At 62.4% G+C, this 18845-nt stretch carries 12 protein-coding genes; 7 read left to right on the plus strand and 5 right to left on the minus strand.

The genetic code is table 11. The annotated features are described in order from the left end of the window. Positions 1–243 precede the first annotated feature (243 nt). The 6 genes from JW929_09640 to JW929_09665 all read left to right on the plus strand — a co-directional run bounded on the left by JW929_09640 (position 244) and on the right by JW929_09665 (position 8361). Positions 244–1719 carry a hypothetical protein gene (locus JW929_09640; GenBank protein MBN1439659.1) on the plus strand — a complete coding sequence of 492 codons (1476 nt, stop codon included), beginning with the start codon at positions 244–246 and terminating at the stop codon, positions 1717–1719. A 284-nt stretch (positions 1720–2003) separates the two neighbouring features. After that, on the plus strand, positions 2004–2993 hold the full coding sequence (locus JW929_09645) for an ABC transporter ATP-binding protein (GenBank protein ID MBN1439660.1): 990 nt from the start codon (positions 2004–2006) through the stop codon (positions 2991–2993). A 2-nt stretch (positions 2994–2995) separates the two neighbouring features. Further along, a complete protein-coding gene (locus JW929_09650; GenBank protein MBN1439661.1) occupies positions 2996–4015 on the plus strand; it encodes a dipeptide ABC transporter ATP-binding protein in 1020 nt (339 codons plus the stop codon). Between the two features lie 144 nt (positions 4016–4159). Then, positions 4160–6124 carry an ABC transporter substrate-binding protein gene (locus tag JW929_09655; GenBank protein ID MBN1439662.1) on the plus strand — a complete coding sequence of 655 codons (1965 nt, stop codon included), beginning with the start codon at positions 4160–4162 and terminating at the stop codon, positions 6122–6124. 110 nt (positions 6125–6234) lie between these two features. Beyond that, entirely contained in the window at positions 6235–7302 is a 1068-nt protein-coding gene (locus JW929_09660) for an ABC transporter permease (GenBank protein MBN1439663.1), read from the plus strand. Positions 7303–7317: 15 nt separating this feature from the next. Further along, on the plus strand, positions 7318–8361 hold the full coding sequence (locus tag JW929_09665) for an ABC transporter permease (GenBank protein ID MBN1439664.1): 1044 nt from the start codon (positions 7318–7320) through the stop codon (positions 8359–8361). Between the two features lie 498 nt (positions 8362–8859). Here the strand turns inward: JW929_09665 and JW929_09670 are convergent, their stop codons facing one another. After that, a complete protein-coding gene (locus JW929_09670) occupies positions 8860–9903 on the minus strand; it encodes a low specificity L-threonine aldolase (protein ID MBN1439665.1) in 1044 nt (347 codons plus the stop codon). A gap of 402 nt (positions 9904–10305) precedes the next feature. On the opposite strand from JW929_09670, the gene JW929_09675 reads away from it, so the two are divergent. Beyond that, positions 10306–11157 carry a YitT family protein gene (locus tag JW929_09675; protein ID MBN1439666.1) on the plus strand — a complete coding sequence of 284 codons (852 nt, stop codon included), beginning with the start codon at positions 10306–10308 and terminating at the stop codon, positions 11155–11157. A gap of 531 nt (positions 11158–11688) precedes the next feature. On the opposite strand, the gene JW929_09680 is transcribed toward JW929_09675, so the two are convergent. The 4 genes from JW929_09680 to JW929_09695 form a co-directional block, all read right to left on the minus strand. Next, the gene (locus JW929_09680; GenBank protein MBN1439667.1) at positions 11689–12309 is read right to left on the minus strand and encodes a LysE family transporter; all 621 of its coding nucleotides are present in this window, start codon (positions 12307–12309) and stop codon (positions 11689–11691) included. A gap of 71 nt (positions 12310–12380) precedes the next feature. Then, entirely contained in the window at positions 12381–14210 is a 1830-nt protein-coding gene (locus JW929_09685) for an ABC transporter ATP-binding protein (GenBank protein ID MBN1439668.1), read from the minus strand. Positions 14211–14645: 435 nt separating this feature from the next. Continuing rightward, entirely contained in the window at positions 14646–16472 is a 1827-nt protein-coding gene (locus JW929_09690; protein MBN1439669.1) for an ABC transporter ATP-binding protein, read from the minus strand. A gap of 285 nt (positions 16473–16757) precedes the next feature. Continuing rightward, the gene (locus JW929_09695) at positions 16758–18173 is read right to left on the minus strand and encodes an amidohydrolase family protein (protein ID MBN1439670.1); all 1416 of its coding nucleotides are present in this window, start codon (positions 18171–18173) and stop codon (positions 16758–16760) included. Positions 18174–18845: the final 672 nt, after the last annotated feature.

Raw genomic sequence — 18845 nt, forward strand, 5'->3', positions numbered from 1 at the left:
ACTCCGGAATGGGTGGCCGGATAACTCCGGAATCACCGGCCGGATAACTCCGAAACGGGCGGCCGGATTAGGCCGGAAAATGCAATCTTTCTTTTGGTTTTTGCGCTTTTTGTGGCCGAGCTTATCCCCTGCAATTATTCTGAGGTCTCTTCGGAATGACTATCCAAGCGGCGATCGGGGGGATTTCCAGCCGGGGGTATAATCGCTCCGCATCGGGCCGAATGGATCGGGTCTCCCGGAAAAATGCTCAATCCCCGGATCCTTTTCGCTTCCTTCCTCCTGCCGCTGTTCCTTGCCGCTTGCGGAAGCAATCCATCCGCCTCACCAGCCGCCTCCGGATCCAGCCCGACCCCTCCGCCCGCGACCGAGGCCTCCCCCTCCCAGATCGCAAAGAATACACCGATCCCGACAACTCCCGCCGAAACCCCTGCGCCCGCCGGTTTGAATGCCTCCGGGCCGCACGTTCTCTTCGACAGCGGCCAAGGGATTTGGATCGCCAACCCCGACGGCGGCTTTCCCACCCGGATGTCCGAATATGGAACCGGCAAATGCAACCAGGATTTGCATGACGCGGTTGCGCCCGGCGGCGACAGCCTGGCCGTGGCGGCGATCGGGAAGACGGGCATCGACCTGCTCCTGGTGGATATCCCCGGAGGAAGTACGACGACCGTCGCCCGCCTGCTCGATATCACCCGCCTGGACTTGGCACTCGATTCTCTGTCCCTAAAGGCGTTCGCCTACTACGCGATCACCGAATTCCCGAACCTGGCTTGGCGGCCCGGACAAGGCGGGGTCTTGGCGTACGTCAATGCGATCCTGGGGCCTACGACGGACCTCTTTACCTATGACCGCGAGCGGGAGGAATCCCGGCGCCATGCGGAGGATCCTTCCCAGGCAATCCATCCGATCTGGTCTCCGGACGGGGATTACCTGCTCTTCTTCGGGGTCAATTGGCTTCCGCCGTACGGCCAAACGTACGTGACCTTCGACCCGATGCAGGGCTTCTGGGCGGTGCGCCTATCCGACGGCGAAATGATCCCCCAGCCGGCGCCGCTGGGCACCCACCTCAACTTCGTCGGCTGGCGGGACGGGACCCATTACCTGGTGTACGACAGCGACACAGAATGCATCGCCCGCGATTTGCGGGCGGTGGATCTGGTCACCGGCGAGGCGGCGCCGGTCCTGGAAGGATGCCTGCACGCCCGACCCGCCTGGTCCCCCGGAAACCGGACCGCCATGGTTTCCGTCGGCCCGGACTGCGAGTGCGGGATTTCCCCCGGGACGTACCTGCTTCCGCCCGACCGGCCGGAGCCTATCCGGCTGATGGAGGAACAAACCTTGGAAGTCTTCTGGCTCGCCGAAAGCGGGGTTTTCTACGCCTATCCGGCCGCCCTCTTTTCCGCCGATGGGGAGAGCCGCTACGATCCGCCGGCGGCGGGAGCCTCCTACCATCCGGCGGTTTCCGCCGCAGGCCATCAGGCGTGGGAAGTCGTCGCGGACCGCCGCGGCCGGGTGGCGGTCAAACCCGCCGGAGCAGATTGGCGGGAGATCCTTGCGGCAAACGTGAGTCTGCTGATCTGGGACGCCGTCTCCGGCGACACACTGCTGATCGCGCTGGAAAACGGCGACCTCTACTCCGCGGCGGCCCCGGATTTCTTGCCCAGGTTGACGGGGAGGATCGGTTGGAACAGCAGCCAAGCGGTCTGGGTGGAGGGGTAAACCGCCCACGCATCGTCTTCCGGGAGGCAGGGGCAGCCCGCTGGAACGCACGGCCCGGTTTGGCATCGACCGAACCCTCCCAAAGGCGGTGTCCGGGCGGCCGGCAGAATCCGCAAAGAGGCTGTAGAATTGGCGGGTGCGAGTTGGAAAGACGGCGGACAAAGATGGCCCTTTTGGGCTGCTTGCGATAACTCAAAAAGAACAACATTATGCTAAAATCCCTACATATGATCGTTTTCGGCAACACCACCCCACCCGATCCTCAGACTGGCGGATAGGAATCCATGCCCGAAGTCCTCGCGGTAAAAGACCTGGTGACAAAATTCTATACCGAAACGGAAACGGTGCACGCCGTCAACGGCGTGAGTTTCCACGTGGATGAGAGCGAGACGCTGGGCGTGGTCGGCGAAAGCGGCTGCGGGAAAAGCGTTTCCGTGCACTCCCTCCTGCGGCTGATCCCCATGCCGCCGGGCCGGATCGAATCCGGAAAGGCGATGTTCCGCGGGCAGGACCTGCTGCGCATGGCGCCGGAGGAGATCCGCCGCGTCCGCGGATCGCAGATCGGGATGGTCTTCCAGGACCCGATGACCTCGCTCAATCCGGTGATCACCATCGAGAAGCAGGTCGCCGAACCGCTTTTCATCCACAAGAAGATGTCGTTCACCGACGCCCGGACCCGGGTGGTGGAACTCCTGAACCAGGTCGGCATTCCCTGCCCCGAAAAGCGGCTGGCGGATTACCCGCACCAATTTTCCGGGGGGATGCGCCAGCGGGTGATGATCGCGATGGCCTTGGCGTGCAACCCGGACCTGCTGATCGCCGACGAGCCCACCACTGCGCTCGACGTGACCATCCAGGCCCAGTTCGTCGAATTGGTGAAAAAGCTCCGCGACGAATACCGGATGGCGATCATCTGGATCACCCACGATTTGGGGGTGATTGCGGGGATCGCCCACCGCGTGGCGGTGATGTACGCCGGGTTCATCGTCGAGCACGCCACGGTCAAGGAACTCTACGCCAACCCCCAGCACCCTTACACGCGCGGCCTGCTGGGATCGCTCCCGCGCCTGGACGAACAGCAGACGGTGAGGCTGACCAACATCAAGGGCCTTCCGCCGGACATGTGCCAGCCTCCGGTGGGATGCCCGTTCGTGCCGCGCTGTCCGTACGCCTTCGACCGATGCAAAGCGGAGAATCCGCCGCTCGAATCGGTCAACGACGGGCACACGGCGGCCTGCTGGTGGAACATCGATGCCGGGAAGCCGCGAGGATGAGCATGCCCACCAACGCCGAAGCCCCCCGATCCTCCGACGTCCTGCTGCGGGTCCGCGGCCTCAAGATGCATTTCCCCATCCTGCGCGGCGTGTTCCAGCGCCAGGTGGGATCGATCAAAGCCGTCGACGGGATCTCCTTCGACATCATCCGCGGGGAAACCCTCGGGCTGGTGGGGGAAAGCGGCTGCGGCAAATCCACCACCGGAAGGGCGATCCTCCAACTGTACCGGCCGACCGCCGGAAGCGTGGAATTAGACGGCGAAGACCTGATCCAACTGCGCGGCCAGGCGTTGCGGGGGCGGCGGCGCAAGATGCAGATGATTTTCCAGGACCCCTACGCCTCGCTAAACCCGCGGATGACGATCGGCGAGATCGTCAGCGAACCGCTGGAAGTCCACAATACCTGCCGCGGCAAGGAAAAAAACGACCGGGTCGCGTACCTCTTGCAGGTGGTGGGGCTCAATCCGCTGTACGCCGGACGCTACCCGCACGAATTCTCCGGCGGCCAGCGGCAAAGGGTGGGGATCGCCCGGGCGCTGGCGCTGGATCCCTCCTTTATCGTGTGCGACGAGCCGATCTCGGCCCTCGACGTCTCGATCCAGGCCCAGGTGGTCAACCTGCTGGAAGACATCCAGAAGAAGATGGGGCTGACCTACCTGTTCATCGCCCACGACCTGAGCATGGTCCGCCACATCTCCAACCGCGTGGCGGTGATGTATCTGGGCAGGCTGATGGAGCTGGCCGACCGCGAGGAGGTGTACGTCGATCCGCTGCACCCCTACACCCAGGCGCTGCTCTCGGCCATCCCAATCCCCGATCCGGTGCTTGAAGAGCAACGCCAGCGGATCATCCTCGCCGGCGACGTCCCCAGCCCGGCCAATCCGCCCGCCGGATGCGTCTTTCACACCCGCTGCATGTACGCGGAAACCCGGTGCGTGGAAGAGGAGCCGGAGTGGCGCGAAGCGCACGCCGGGCACTGGGTGGCGTGCCACTTCGCGGAACGATTCATGAAGCAGGGCTAAGCGCACCACGGGAGAAGAGAACCGCAAGAATCGCAGGGAGAGGCGGGACGCTTAGGAAAGGAGGTGGCGGAAAGCATCCAATTCTGGCAATTGCGTCCGTGCAAGCTCGTAGTCTTTCCGAACATTCCCTAAGGAGGAAAGAACATGCGAAAGCGAACCTTGGCGACAACCTTCACGACCGCAATCGTCGCGCTCCTGGTTCTGTCCGCCTGCGGACCAAAAGCCGCGGACTTTTCCGCGGGCTTCAAGTCCAAAGACCCGACGACCTTCGTGATCCAGGAGATCGCCGGCGGCCCGGACACCCTCGATCCGACGCTGGCCTACGACACCGCGAGCGGCGAAATTCTCCAGAACGTCTACGACACGCTGGTCACCTACAAGCGGGACGTGAAGACCGAACTGGTCCCGATGCTGGCCACAGAAGTGCCGACCAAGGAAAACGGCGGCGTCTCGGCCGACGGGCTGACCGTCACCTTCAAGCTGCGCAAGGGCGTAAAGTTCCACAGCGGCAGTGAAATGACGGCCGATGACGTGGCCTTCAGCTTCCAGCGCGGCGTGCTCTCGGCCGGATCGATCTCCCCACAGTGGTTGTTCATTGAGCCGCTGATGGGCAGCACGGTCTGGAACGACATCGTCGACCAGCTGGATCCCGACGAGTCGAAGGGATTGATCGACAACCGCGAAGCGCTCAAGGCGGAGGACCCCGCGGCGCTGGCGGGCCTGTGCGAGACGGTGAAATCCAAGATCGTCGCCGACAACGCGGCCAACACCGTCACCTTCCACCTGGCCCAGCCCTGGGGTCCGTTCGTGATCACCTTCGCCGGCTTCTGGGGCAGCATTCAGGAACAGGACTGGGTGGCCGCCAACGGCGGGTGGGACGGCGACTGCGGCACCTGGCAGAACTACTACGCCCCGACCTCCGAAGAGGTGAACCAGAAGCAGCTCGGCAAGGGAGCCAACGGAACCGGCCCTTACAAGCTGAAGGAATGGGGCGATACCGAAGTGATCCTCGAATCGAACGAGGATTACTGGGTTTCCAAGCCGCTCTGGGAAGGCGCTCCGACCGGCGCCCCCAAGCTCAAGACCGTGATCATCAAATTCGTCGAGGAATTCAGCACCCGCTTTGCGGCAATGCTGGCCGGCGATGCCGACATGATCCAGGCCGGGAGCGCGCAGGACTGGCCGGTGATGGATGAAGAAGTGGGCGCCACCTGCGACCAGGCCGGAGTGTGCACGATCGACGACGCCGCCAAGCCGCTCGTCCGCTACGTCAACCAGGACGTCTCCAACCGGACCGACGCCTTTTTCAACTTCAAGATCAACACCGAAGGCGGCAACGACTTCATCGGCTCCGGCAAGATCGACGGCAACGGCGTTCCGCCGGACTTCTTCTCCGACATCCACATCCGCAAGGCCTTCAACTACTGCTTCGACTGGGACATCTACATCCGCGACGTGGCCCAGGGCGAGGGCGTTCAGGCCAACAACGTGATGCTGCTCGGCGAGCTCGGCGACGATCCGGACGGCGACCACTACACCTACGACCCGGCCATGTGCGAGGCGGAGTTCAAAGCCTCAACCTGGAAATCCGAGGACGGAAAGAGCCTGTGGGATACCGGTTTCCGGCTGATCGTCGGCTACAACGCCGGCAACACCTCGCGCCAAGCGGTGGCCCAGATCTTCCGCGACAACATCAGCGCCGTCAACCCGAAGTTCAAGGTGGAATCCCAGAGCCTGGAATGGCCGAACTATCTGGAAGCCTACCAGACCAAGAAGCTGCCGTTCTTCATCATCGGCTGGATCGAAGACATCCCCGATCCGCACAACTGGACCTTCACCTACACCGCGGGGGCTTTCGGCGGCAAGCAGGGTCTGCCGCAGGAACTGCTGGATCAGTTCCGGCCGCTGGTGGAACAGGGCGCCACGGAAACCGATCCGGCCAAGCGGACCGCGATCTACAAGGACTTCAACAAGCTGTACTTTGAAAACGCGCCGGCGGTCATCCTGGCGCAAACCGGCGCACGCCGCTACATGCAGCGCTGGGTGAACGGGTACTACACCAACTCGCTGTATTCCTACAACTACTACTACGTGTTGTGGAAGAGTTAACCCGTTCTGGCTAGCGGGAGCCTGCTTCCGCTGGACCAAAACGTTCCCCTCCCGTCCCGTGGACGGGAGGGGAACGTCCCGCCGGAAACGAAAAGACAGAGGAATTGCCCGTGATCAATTACATCATCCGCCGACTGCTGATCATGCCGATCACCCTGGTCGGGATGACGATTCTGATCTTCCTCATGCTGTGGATCCTCGGCCCGTCGGCGCGCTCCGCGCTGTACATCCGGGATATCCCCAAGAACGAGGCCGTGATGCAGGGGATCATCACCAAGTACGGCCTCAACGATCCGATCTACATGCAATACTGGCACTGGCTGGTCGGCCGGCCGGATCCGGACAACGAGGGGGAGGTGGTCGGCGGGATCCTGCGCGGCGAGTTCGGCTTCTCGCGCTCGTTCAGCCGCCCGGTCGTCGAGCTGTTGCAAGCGCGTTTTCCGGCCACCCTGGAACTGACGTTGTACGCGTTTCTCCCGATCATCCTCGTCGGAGTGTGGCTCGGAGTGCAGGCGGCGGTCCGGCACAACCAATGGATCGACCAACTGGCGCGGGTGTTCAGCATCGTCGGATACTCCTTTCCCGTGTTCGTCCTGGGGATCCTGCTGATGATGATTTTCTACGCCCAACTGCGCTGGTTTCCGGTGGAAAGGATTTCGGATTCGGTGAAAATGGTGATCCTCTCCCCGGACTACAGGCAATACACCAGCCTGATCACCGTGGACGCGATCCTCAACGGCCGGTTGGACATTTGGTGGGACGCCATCCGCCACTTGGTCCTTCCGATCATCACCCTCTCCTACACTTCCTGGGCGGCCTTTCTGCGCATCACCCGCTCCTCGATGCTGGAAACCCTGCGCCAGGAATACGTCACCACGGCGCGCGCCAAGGGCGCGACCGAGAAGGACGTGATCAACAAACACGCCCGCCCGAATGCGCTGATTCCGGTGGCCACCTACAGCGGGATCACCGTCGCCTACCTGCTCGGTGGCGTGGTGATCACCGAGACGATCTTCAACTACCCCGGCATGGGCTCGGCCGCCGCCAACGCCGCCGGGAGCTTCGACGTGGTGACCGTGCTCGCCTTCACGATGGTCACCGGCCTGATATTGATCCTGTCCAACCTGGTCGTCGACATCCTCTACGCCATGCTCGATCCGCGGATCCGGCTGAGCTGAAAGGTCGCCTTCTCCATGAAGAACGCACGCGCATCGATGATGACTCTTTCGGAAGAAGCCATCCCGCTGAGGGAAATCGGGCGGCTGGAGCGGTTTCTCGGGCCGGAGTTTTACCGCATCTTCCGCGGTGTGCTGACCAACCCGCTGTCGGTGATCGGCATCTGCCTGATCCTGTTCTTTGTTCTGGTGGCGCTTTTCGCGCCGGTGATCATCCCGCCGGTGGAGAACGCCGATCCGTTCATGATCCCGCGCGACGGATACAACGCCGTCCCGTTTCCGCCGGGCGACAAATGGCTGCGCCGGCCGCCGGAACTGCCCTTCTGGTACAAGCCGCTGACCGGCTCTGACGAGTGGGTCCACATCCTCGGCACGTCCAGCGGCGGATGGGATATTTTTTACGGCCTGGTGTGGGGGACGCGGACGGCGATCATCGTCGGGGTGATCATCGAGGGCGTGACTCTGCTGATCGGGATCATTATCGGATCCGTCTCCGCCTTTTACGGCGGCTGGCTCGACGAAGTGCTGATGCGCATCACCGAGGTCTTCATGGCCTTCCCGTTCATTTTCGCCGCGCTCACCCTCTCGGCGGTGCTCACCCCCATTCTGGGAAAGGGGATCTGGCCACCGACGATCGCGATCATCACCTTCGGGTGGATGAGCTACGCGCGCCTGATCCGCGGCGACATCCTTTCGATCCGCGAGCGGGATTACATCATGGCCGCGCGGGTGGTGGGCGTGAGCGACCTGCGGATCCTGTTCAAGCACATCGTCCCCAATGCGATCTATCCCACGCTCGTCCTGGCGTCGATGGACATCGGGAGTCTGGTAATCTCCTTCGCGGCGTTGTCGTTCCTCGGCATCGGGACGGAGGTCGGGTACGCGGATTGGGGCCAGGTGATTTCGTTCGCGCGAAACTACATTTCGGTGTTCACGAAGTACTGGTACATCATCGTCTACCCGGGCATCACCCTGATTCTCTTTGTCCTGGGGTGGAATCTGGTCGGCGATGCGCTGCGCGACATTATGGATCCGAAGATGCGCGGGCAAGTAAGACGGTGAATCCTTCGGACAGGACAAAGGCCCGGCATCATGCCGGGCCTTTTTTGATTTTCGGAAACGGAAAGAAGTTCGTCATGCCTGGGTGTCTTTCGCGGGCATCCAGCGGCTCTCAGCGTCCGCTGTGGACATCACCGATCAAGCCACTGGATCCCCGCTGAGATCACCCCCACTTCATGTCCATCCCGGCACCGGACTTCTCCGGTTCCGGGATATCCCGCGGGGGCAGGCGCGGGGATGACGGACAAGATTGTCATGCCCGCGCCCCCGGCCCGCACGGCGGAGCCGGGACGGGCTGCCCCCCGAGCGATGAGCATTGGCGATCTTCCAATGCGAAGATTTCGCGAGTGAGGGTGTTTTCAGCCGACACCCAGGATACTGTATGGTCCATCCTTTTCGGCTTTTCCCCCCTCACCCCAAACCCCTCTCCCAGCCTATGCTGGGAGAGGGGAACGCCGATGGCCTTTCGGCAAAGGTGAGGGATAATCGAGGGGCCGACGGCTAGGATGTCTTAGCCAAGTTCTTCTTCACCTCCCCCACAAACTCGCGGATATCTTCCTCCCGCGTGTTCCACGAGCACATCAGCCGCACGCCATCCTCGCCGATGAAGTTGTAGAAATGCCATCCCTGATCGTGCAGGTTGCGGATCAACGCCAGCGGCATCCTCACAAAGACCGCGTTGGCTTCGACCGGCATCTGGATTTCCAACTCCGGCAGGTCGCGGAGTTGTGCGGCGAGAAGCGCCGCGCATCGGTTGGCGTGGGCCGCATGCTTAAGCCAGATTCCATCCCGCAGCAGCCCCTTCCACGGCGCGGCCAGAAAACGCATCTTCGAGGCCAGCTGGCCGGACTGTTTGCAGCGGTAGGCGAAATCTTCCGCCAACGGTTTGTTGAAGAACATCACGATCTCCCCGACCGCCAGGCCGTTCTTCGTTCCGCCCAGGCACAGCACGTCCACCCCGCACTGCCAGCTGATTTCCTTGGGCGTCAGTCCGAGGAACGCCAGGGCGTTGGCGAAACGCGCCCCGTCCATATGGATGTGAAGGTTGTTCTTCATGGCGACCCGGCTGATTTCCCGCAGCTCCGCCGGCCGGTAGGAAGTGCCGAGTTCGGTGGACTGGGTGACGCTGACCGCCTGCGGTTTGGGGAAGTGGATTCCGCGCCCGCCGTGGAAGATCCGCTCGATGCTTTCGGGCTGCAGCTTGCCTTGGACGTGCTTGCCTGTCAGCAGTTTGGCGCCGTTGGTGAAGAATTCGGGCGCGCCGCATTCGTCGGTTTCCACATGGGCGGTATCCGCGCAGATGATGCTGTGATAGGACTGGCAGGAGGCGGACAGCGCCAGCGAGTTGGCGGCGGTGCCGTTGTACACGAAAAAAACTTCACAGTCCGTCTCGAAAATCCGCCGCAGTTCTTCGCAAACCTCCTCCGTCCAGGGGTCCTCGCCGTAGGATATTTCATAGCCTTGGTTGGCTTCCAATAGGGTTTGCAGCGCCTCCGGGCAGATTCCGGAACAGTTGTCGGAAGCGAAATGGTTGCGGTGAGCCATGGGATTCTCCTGCGAACGGTCTTCCCCCATAGGATTATTGTACATCATGCGCGGAATACTATCGCGATGTCTCAGACCACGGACGATGGACGGCGGACCATGGCCGTCTTTCCTCCTGGTTTCTCCGTGCGCCTAGGAGCGCGTTCGGCACATTGTGTGATGTTTTTTTCATTTTTCCTTTGGAAGCCAATTAGAACGCACGAGTGATAATCGGCCATCGTCTATGGTCCATAGTCCATGGTCTATGGTCCATGGTCCGTGGTCTATAGTCCATGGTCTGCGGTCCATGATCTGCGGCCGGATTCGCCCACCCCGCTTGGCCGCGCGTCCGCTCCCCCATGCCCCGGTTGGTCAATCCGAGTACAATCGCTTTTTGGAAATCGACGAATCGGAGATGAAGCCATGAAATCCTGGGCCACCCTGAGGGACATCATAATGATCATCCTCGGCTCGGCGATCCAAGCCGTCGGGTTGGACCTGTTCCTGATCCCCGGCCGGTTGGCCGCGGGCGGGGTCAGCGGGATCGCGCAGATCGTCAACCGCTACAGCGGCTGGCCGATCGGCGTGATGATCATCCTCTTCAACATCCCGCTGTTCCTGCTCGGCTGGCGCTTCCTGGGCGGACGCCGCTTCCTGCTCCGCACGTTCCTGGCCGTGGGCGTGTACGCCGTCCTGATCGACGTGCTGGGATTGTTCCTCCCCAGGAACCTCACCGACGATTCCTTCCTCAACGCGCTGTTCGGCGGCGCGCTGCTCGGCGGCGGGCTGGGACTTGTCTTCCGCGCCAAGGGGACCACCGGCGGGACCGACATCCTCGCCCGGCTGCTGGGCAAATGGCGCGGCATCCCCCTCAGCGAAAGTTACCTGCTCACCGACACGCTGGTGGTGATCGGTTCAGGGCTGGCCTTCGGCTGGACTTTGGCGCTGTACGCGGTGGTGGGGTTGTACGTCTGCGGCCTGGCGGCGGAGCTGGCTTCGGAAGGCTTTGGCGTAGTGCGCGCCGCCACCATCATCACAGACCGGCCGCAAGAGGTGGGTGAGAAGATCATGCGTGACCTGAGCCGCGGCGTGACGACGTGGCAGGGAATGGGTTTGTATTCCGGAGAGGAACGGCCGATTCTCTTCTGTGTCGTCAGCCGCTCGGAGGTCAACCCGCTCAAGGAAATCATCCACGAGGCGGATCCGGGGGCGTTCGTGGTGATCGGCCAGGCGCACGAGGCACTGGGCGAGGGATTCAAGCCGCTTTCGGGGTAAACCTCTTCACCGCGAAGACGCGAAGGACGTAGAGTTTTTTATGTATCTGCTTGGGCTATCTATTCTCGTGGAAAAACCATTAGCAGTGTGTTGAAAAAGCCTAGCGATGTCATTGCGAGCCCCGCCCCGGCTTCGCCGCGGCGAGACCGGGGGAGCGAAACGCCCCCGGCCCACCCCGCGCCGGGGCGGGCGAAGCAATCTCCCTCTTTTTCCAGCGAAGGAGATCGCTTCGCTCCCTGCGGTCGCTCGCAATGACACCCTTTACGGGCTTTTTCAACACCCTGTTAGAAAACCTTGCTGTGATATTGGTTTTGTTCGTCATCCCGGCGCCTGCACGCGCAAAGCGGGGATGCTCGAAGCCGGGATCCAGCGTTTTTTTCTCATTCGATCGATACCGGAAAAAAACACCCCCGGCGCAGAACACGCCGAGGGCGGGCGCCGGGATGACGACCACCGGCTGAGCCGTCTCGTTTTTTTTATCCTGAGGAATTCTTTGCGTTCTTGGCGTCTTTGCGGTGAAAAATCCCGAAGTCAAGCAAGAAGCGAAGCGACCGCGTCATAGAGGAAGCGTCCGCCGAAGAAAAGCAAACCCACGCCGCAGACAGCGAAGACCGCGCGCTGGAAGCGGTTGCCGAAGAACTTGCCGCCGGCGAAGGACAGCGCCGAGAGGAAATATCCCCAAAAAAAATCGCACAGCCAGTGTCCCACGCAGAGGCCGATAAAGCCCGCCAGCCCGAACTCCCAGGATTGCAGGATCAGCGCCGTGCCGACCGTCGCCCACCAGAGGAAGAAATAGGGGTTGCCCAGGCTGAGCAGGATCCCAGCGGCGAGCGGGGTTCCGGCGAACGCCGCCGGGGCGACCGCCGCCCGCCCGGCCTGGCGCAGCAATCCAACCGCCATGTACAGCAAAAAGAGGCCGCCGAGCGCGCCGAAAACGATCTTCACGGCGGGGTCGGCCAGGAACCGGCCGATCCCCAGCGCGAGCAGGATCATGAGGGGAATTTCGACGATCCCATGCCCTACGGCGATCCAGGCGCCGGCGTGGGGGGACCGGCCCCCTTTTCCGATCGTAACCGCGGTGACCGGGCCGGGGGCCATGACTCCGGAAAGCGAAATGACCATGGCCCCCGAAAGAAACGCGACAAACGGCATGGGCGCAATTGTACCCGAACCCTTGGCAACCCTAAGGGTTCCCAAGGGTTGGCGGCAACCCTTGGGAACCCTTAGGGTTGCCCCGCGTCCAGCAGCCCGCGGGCGGTGCCCAGGTCGATCTCGCGCAGCCGCTCCATCCGGAACTGCTGGGTGTACAGCCGGTGATACCTCCCGCGCAGGCGGAGCAATTCGGCGTGGGTGCCCTGCTCGCAGATCCGCCCGCTCTCGACGACGACGATCCGGTCGGCGCGGCGGATGGTGGATAGCCGGTGGGCAATGACGAACGAGATTCGGCCGTGCATGAGGCTCTCCATCCCGCGCTGGATCAGCGCCTCGGTGACCGTGTCGACCGAGCTGGTGGCCTCGTCCATGATCAGGATATCGGGCTGGACCAGCACCGCCCGGGCCAGGCTGATCAGCTGCTTCTGCCCGGTGGAGAGCCGGTTGCCGCCCTGGCCGACCTCGGTATCGTAGCCCTTCTCGAGCGTCCGGATGAACTCGTCGGCCCCGGCGACGCGCCCCGCCTCGGCGATTTCAGTGTCGGTCGCGTCCAGGCGTCCGTAGCGGATGTTTTCGCGGACGGTCCCGGAAAAGAGGTGCGGAGTCTGCAGAACGACGCCGATCCGGGATTGGATCGCTTTCTGGGTCAGCGTGGTGTAATCCCGCCCGGCGATGCGGATCACGCCGCGGCGCGGCTCGTAGAACCGGCACAGCAGGCTGGCGATGGTCGTCTTGCCCCCGCCGGTCGGACCGACGAGCGCGATCGAAGTGTTCTCGCCCACCCGCAGGGAGAAATCCTCCAGCACCGGCTCGCCTTCCTTGTACCAGAAGGATACGCGGTCGAATTCCACCGCCCCGCGCAAGGATTCGGCTGCGACGGCGCCGGGGCGGTCGACGATCTCGGGCCGCGAATCCACCAGCGAAAAGGAGCGCTCGGCGGAGGCGATGGCGTGCTGCATCTCGGAAAACACGCGCGCCAGGTCCTGCACCGGCCAAAGCATGAAGGTGACGTATCCGATGAAGGCTTGGATCGTACCGATCGAGACCGTGCCTCCAAGGACCTGCGCCCCGCCGAACCAAGCCACCGCCGCCAGCGCCAAGGCGCCGATCCCCTGCACCACCGGCAGGAACAGGGCCGAGAGCCACGCCGCGCGGAATCCGGCGGCGTACATTTCGTCGGTCCGAACCCGGAATTCGCGCAGGTTGCGCTGTTCGCGCCCGAGGGCCTTGATCACCCGCACCCCGGTGATTGTCTCGTTGAAGGCGGCGGTGATCTTCGAGTTCACCCGGCGCACTTTGCGGAACTGGCGGATGATGCGCTGTTTGAACAGCGCCCCGGCCATTACCAGCACCGGGATCGTCAGGAAGACCAGGATCCCGAGATCCCACTTCAGGTAGAGCATGAAACCCACCGAGGAGACGATGCTCATCACCGCCCAGGTGGAATCGAGCAGGCCCCAGGTCACGAGGTCCGCCACCTTGGAAGGATCCGAGGTGACCCGCGACATGATCCAGCCGACGGGGGTCCGGTCGAAGTAGCTGAAGGAAAGCTCCTGAAGCTTGGCGAACATGCTGCGGCGCAGGTCGTATTGGATCCGCTCGCCGAGCAAGCCGGCCAGGTAGATGAACGTGAAGACCATGGCCGCCTGGGCAAGGGAGAGCAGGAGGAACAGCCCGCCGATCCGGATCAGCGCCCGGGGTTCGCCGGGGATGATTGCTTCGTCGATCACCAGCTTCTTCAGATAGTTGAAGTACGAATCCGAAAGCGCCACCAAGGCGACAGTGCCGACAAAACCCCACAACCACGCCTTGTGGCGGGCGGCGAGTTCCAGCATCCGGCGCAGGGTGCCGGTATCCCAGGATTCGTCGAATTCTTCTTCTTCCCATTGATCGATGGCCATACGCAATTCTCCAAAAAAAAGATCCGTCACCCCCGCGTGTTCTTGGCAGGCGTCCGTCAGGCATGCTCCGGGTTTTCCGTTGCCCAGATTACTGCTCCCGTTGGTAGCGCTCGGGGGGCGGCTTTTTCCACGCGGGCATAGCGAACTTGATGATTGCTGTCATCCCCGAGAGTTCGCATCGGGGATCCAGGGCATGCGTCCAAGAAAAGACTCCAACGGTTTCCGGATGCCCTATTAAAGCCCTCGGGCATGGCGAACTTGACCGCGGCTGTCATCCCGCGCGCTTGAATCGGGGATCCAGAGCATGCGCCTCTGAAAACATCCCGCCCGTTCCCGGATCCTGGCTTGGATCACCCCTGTTCCGCATTCCGGCTGCCATCCATTAATTGGATGGCAGCCTGCTTCACAGGGGCAGGCGCCGGGACGACGAGCGGACTAGGAAACCACCGCTCCGCCTACCCCGCCCGCCTCCGCCTCCAGCTCGCCCTCCACTTCCTCCTCGATCCGCGACTGCAGCCGGAAGATCCGCCGATAGAAGCCTTCTTCCGCCATCAGCGAGTCGTGAGTGCCGGATTGGATGATCCGCCCCTTCTCCAAGACGAGGATCAGATCGGCGCGCATGACGCTTTGCACGCGGTGGGCGATGATGAAGGTCGTCCGGCCCCGCATCAGCCGTTCAAGCGCCTTGCGGATCTCAGCCTCCGTCTCCGTGTCCACCGACGAGGTCGAATCATCCAGGATCAGCAGGCGCGGATCCTTGAGCAGCGCACGGGCGATCGCGATCCGCTGGCGCTGCCCGCCCGAGAGCGTGACGCCCTTCTCGCCGACCAGGGTCCGGTAGCCGTCGGGCAGGCCGAGGATCACCTCGTGGATGGCGGCCGCCTGCGCCGCCTCCGTCACTTCGTCGTCCGGGACCTCGCGCTCCACGCCGTAGACGATGTTTTCCCGGATCGTGCGCGAGAAGAGGAACGGTTCCTGCTCGACGATGCCGATCTGCCGGCGCAGGCAGCGTTTCGGGTACTCGCGCAGTTCCACGCCGTCGAGGAGAATGCTCCCGGACGTGTATTCGTGGAAGCGCGGCAGGAGGTTCACCAGCGAAGTCTTTCCGGATCCGGTCGGCCCGAGCAGCGCGACCGCCCGGCCGGGATCACAGCGGAAGCTGATGTCGCGCAGGATGCTCTCCTCCCCGCGGTACTCGAAACCCACTCCGCGGAATTCGACCTCCCCGCGCAAGGGCGCCGAAGGAGCGACGGTCCCGGTATCGAGGTCTTCGCGGCTTTCGCGGAGGATCTCCTTTGTCCGGTAGGCCGAAACGAGGCCGTTGGAGGCGTGGACGACCAAGCGGCCGAGATCGCGCATCGGCCAGATCAGATAGACCACCATCCCGGTGTAGGAGATGTACTGCCCGACGGTGATCTCCCCCCCGATCGCCATCACCGCCCCGAGCACGTATCCGATCAGGATCTGCGAGGCGCACAGGATGTCGGTCGAGGGCCAGAAAAGGGCGTGCAGCAACAGGAGCGCCCGCCCGCGGCGGTACTTCTCGGTGTTCTCCTTCTCGAATTTCGCCGATTCAAAATCCTGCTGGGCGAAGGCCCGCACCACCCGCACGCCGGCCAGGTTCTCCTGCAGCATGGTGGAAAGGACCGCGTCCTGGTCCTGGTATTCGTCGTACACCTTGGCCACGCGGCGGAAGAAGAAGACCGACACGGCGACGATGAACGGCACCACGACGATCGAAAGGAGCGCCAGCCTCGCATGGAGGAACAGCAGGGCGGCCAGGTTGACCAGAAACAGCATCCCAATCCGCGCCACTCCGATCGCCTGATCCGCGAAGAACCGGCGCACCGCGTCCACGTCGGACGTGCTGCGCTGGATCAACTCGCCGGTGGCCATCCGGTCGTGATAGCAAAACGGAAGATGCTGGATGTGGTCGTAGAGCAAGTTGCGCAGACGCCGGACGACGCCCTCGGAAACCCCGGCCGTCAGGCGCCCGCTGCCGAAAGAAAACAGACCTTCGCCCAGCGCCAAAGCGATAATCCCGGCCGCCAACAGCGGCAGCAGGCGGGCGAACGCCGACTCCCCGAGGGTCCCATCCACCAGGATTCCGAGGAGGAAGAACGTGCCCGCCTTCGTCGCGCTCGAACCTATTTGCGCACCTACTGCAAACAGATAGCGGAGCCGAAATCCCGCGGAATACTCCCACAGGATCGCCAGCCGTTCGGCGATAGTGCCCGTCTTTTCTTCCTGTTTTTCAGCCATTTCACCCTCATTGCAAAAAATAAAACCACGGCTTTTTTCCGACACCGTGGCTAAATAAAAAACCACGGGCTTTGCACTGCGCCCGTGGCTCGATGTTGGGGGGGGAGTTACCGATCTACAGGCGCAATACGACAAGGCGACTTGGCATCACCGCCAACCGCCATCCTTTTCACCGTCGCAAGAATAATGATATCCATAAGATGCGCCTTTCCGTTGGAATGGACAGAATTTACCACGACCGCCCAAATCGGTCAAGCGGAGGGCAGGCGTTCCCCCGGGGGATCTTCATTCCTTCATCAGCGACGCATCCCGGAACCATTTCGGCGGGCGGATGCGGTTCTTGCGGTAGAAGGATTTCAGCCGCCTCCAATTCTTCGACCAGCGGGAATTTTCTTTCCGCGAGGGGGGCAGCAGGCCCAGGAAGCGGAGCGCGTTTCCGCCGAGGAAATCCTTCATCTCCGGCGGGCGGAAGACCGATCCTTCCTCCAGCACCCGCCGATACCTCTCCAGGAACTCGGCATACCGGTCTACCCGTGTGACCACATGCCAATCGATTCCGAACAGGAGTCTCTTCTGGATCACTCCGGGGAAATCGCGGCACATCGCCGCGTAGGCTTCCCGGAACTTGGGAATGTCGGCATCCTCCATGACCATGTGATGGGCTACATCCGCATACAAACCGGGGAATCGGGGGAGCATCCCGGCGATCTCGCGGACCCAATCCGCGCCCTGCTCCCCGCCGGCCGAATCCGACGCCGGCCCCGGGGCTCCCGCCATCCGCCGCTGAAAGGCCCGCACACTCCGCCGGAAGAGAGGCCTGCGGCGGGCGGCGAAATATTCTTCCGGCCTGTTCCATCCGAAGTGCGCCAGGTTGACGTGCAGTCCGGGATACCGCTCCAGCATCGCGCGCCAATGGGCCGGGGCGCCGAAATCATAACTGGCGCCGGGATAAGCCTCGACCCCGCTGTAGACGCAGTGGCCCGTAATCGGGACCTCCTCGCGGCGGCAGAATCGATACAATTCCGCCATGACTTCGTCGAATTCCTCGCCGGTGAAGCGCTCGCAGCGCGCAAGGCCGTTCCGGCGGAAAATGCTCCGACGGTGCGCATCCACGGCCGCGTTCCCGATCGGCCGGTAGCCGAGGGTGTTGTAGACCTTCACGCCAACAAAGCCTTTGTTGCGGACGGCTTCCTTGGCCAACTCCAGCGAGCTGTATTTTTCCGGCGGGCCGCCGTCCGGCACTCCGGGCGGCGGAAGCTTCGCCCGGTACGCCAGTTCGCGCGCCGGGTCGAACGGGGCGAACGGATGCACCCGCCCTTGGTTCGGCAGAATGACATCCCGGTACATCGAGTCGATCTGGTCGACGATGGGATGGTTCTTGGAAGGCTTGAACCAATATTCATAATCGATCATCAACGGCACATACAGGCCGATCCGGTCCTTTTGGAAGGTGTCGATCAATCGCCGGGCGACATCCCCCATATCCTCCAGGGAGAGAATATCCGCCCAGCGCCGGTATCCGGCGCCGGTGTAGGCGAAGACCAGGCGCTTTACGAGATCGACCAGGAAGCCGCGGCTCTCCCCGCGGACGGCGTTCTCGATGACGGTGAAGATCAGCGGCGCCGCCAGCCGGACCCACCATTCCGGATAGGACCGCGAAAGCAGATAGCCCTTGAGGGGGATGTCCCGGCCGCGGAACACGTGCTCGTGGACGTCGATGATGGGGATGATGGCCGCCTCCGTCTCTCCCAGAAGAATGAGCGGAATGGGTTTTCAACAGCGGCTGAGATGATTGTATCCCGATCCTTGACCGCCGCAACTGTGATGGAACGGCAGGCTTGGCGGCCTGCATAAAAGAAAGCCACGGCCAGAAAGGCCGTGGCGGATTCTCAAACACAGCGCCGATGCCCCCTTTTCTCCCGCTCATCCGTCCTCCCGTTTTTTCCTTGCTTTGCTCGGGACACGCGCTCCGGGACAGGTTCGGGCACCTTTTCCGAAATTGCGCCGGGGCCGGCTTTCCAGCCCAAAACAGCGATTGAAGATACGATTTTATCCGAAGCCATTCAACTGAAGAGACGGGCTTGGAGAATTCATCCCGGATCGCCCGTCACAAGCGAAGCGATCGACAGTGACGGGCGGATGAGACGCAGGGGACGCTTAGGAGATAGAAAATTGCGAAATTAATCACAATTAATTAAGCAATTCGGGGGAAAAAAGGACAAAATCTGTCTTGGCGAGGAAAATCCAGCTATAAGCTCTGGAATGGCAAATTGCCGCTGACTTTATCACAAAACATTCCGGCCTTTTCCCGTTTTTTCCCTTTCTCAGATGAAGATGAGCTTGAATCGGAATCCGTTTGTATGATAGTATAGG

The sequence above is a fragment of the Anaerolineales bacterium genome (assembly GCA_016928575.1).
Lineage (GTDB): Bacteria > Chloroflexota > Anaerolineae > Anaerolineales > RBG-16-64-43 > JAFGKK01.

What these genes read in the sequence shown, in the direction of transcription:
- JW929_09640 (MBN1439659.1), top strand. Translation starts at nt 244, where the DNA reads ATGCTCAATCCCCGGATCCTTTTCGCTTCCTTCCTCCTGCCGCTGTTC.
- JW929_09645 (MBN1439660.1), top strand. Translation starts at nt 2,004, where the DNA reads ATGCCCGAAGTCCTCGCGGTAAAAGACCTGGTGACAAAATTCTATACC.
- JW929_09650 (MBN1439661.1), top strand. Translation starts at nt 2,996, where the DNA reads ATGCCCACCAACGCCGAAGCCCCCCGATCCTCCGACGTCCTGCTGCGG.
- JW929_09655 (MBN1439662.1), top strand. Translation starts at nt 4,160, where the DNA reads ATGCGAAAGCGAACCTTGGCGACAACCTTCACGACCGCAATCGTCGCG.
- JW929_09665 (MBN1439664.1), top strand. Translation starts at nt 7,318, where the DNA reads ATGAAGAACGCACGCGCATCGATGATGACTCTTTCGGAAGAAGCCATC.
- JW929_09670 (MBN1439665.1), bottom strand. Translation starts at nt 9,903, where the DNA reads ATGGCTCACCGCAACCATTTCGCTTCCGACAACTGTTCCGGAATCTGC.
- JW929_09675 (MBN1439666.1), top strand. Translation starts at nt 10,306, where the DNA reads ATGAAATCCTGGGCCACCCTGAGGGACATCATAATGATCATCCTCGGC.
- JW929_09680 (MBN1439667.1), bottom strand. Translation starts at nt 12,309, where the DNA reads ATGCCGTTTGTCGCGTTTCTTTCGGGGGCCATGGTCATTTCGCTTTCC.
- JW929_09685 (MBN1439668.1), bottom strand. Translation starts at nt 14,210, where the DNA reads ATGGCCATCGATCAATGGGAAGAAGAAGAATTCGACGAATCCTGGGAT.
- JW929_09690 (MBN1439669.1), bottom strand. Translation starts at nt 16,472, where the DNA reads ATGGCTGAAAAACAGGAAGAAAAGACGGGCACTATCGCCGAACGGCTG.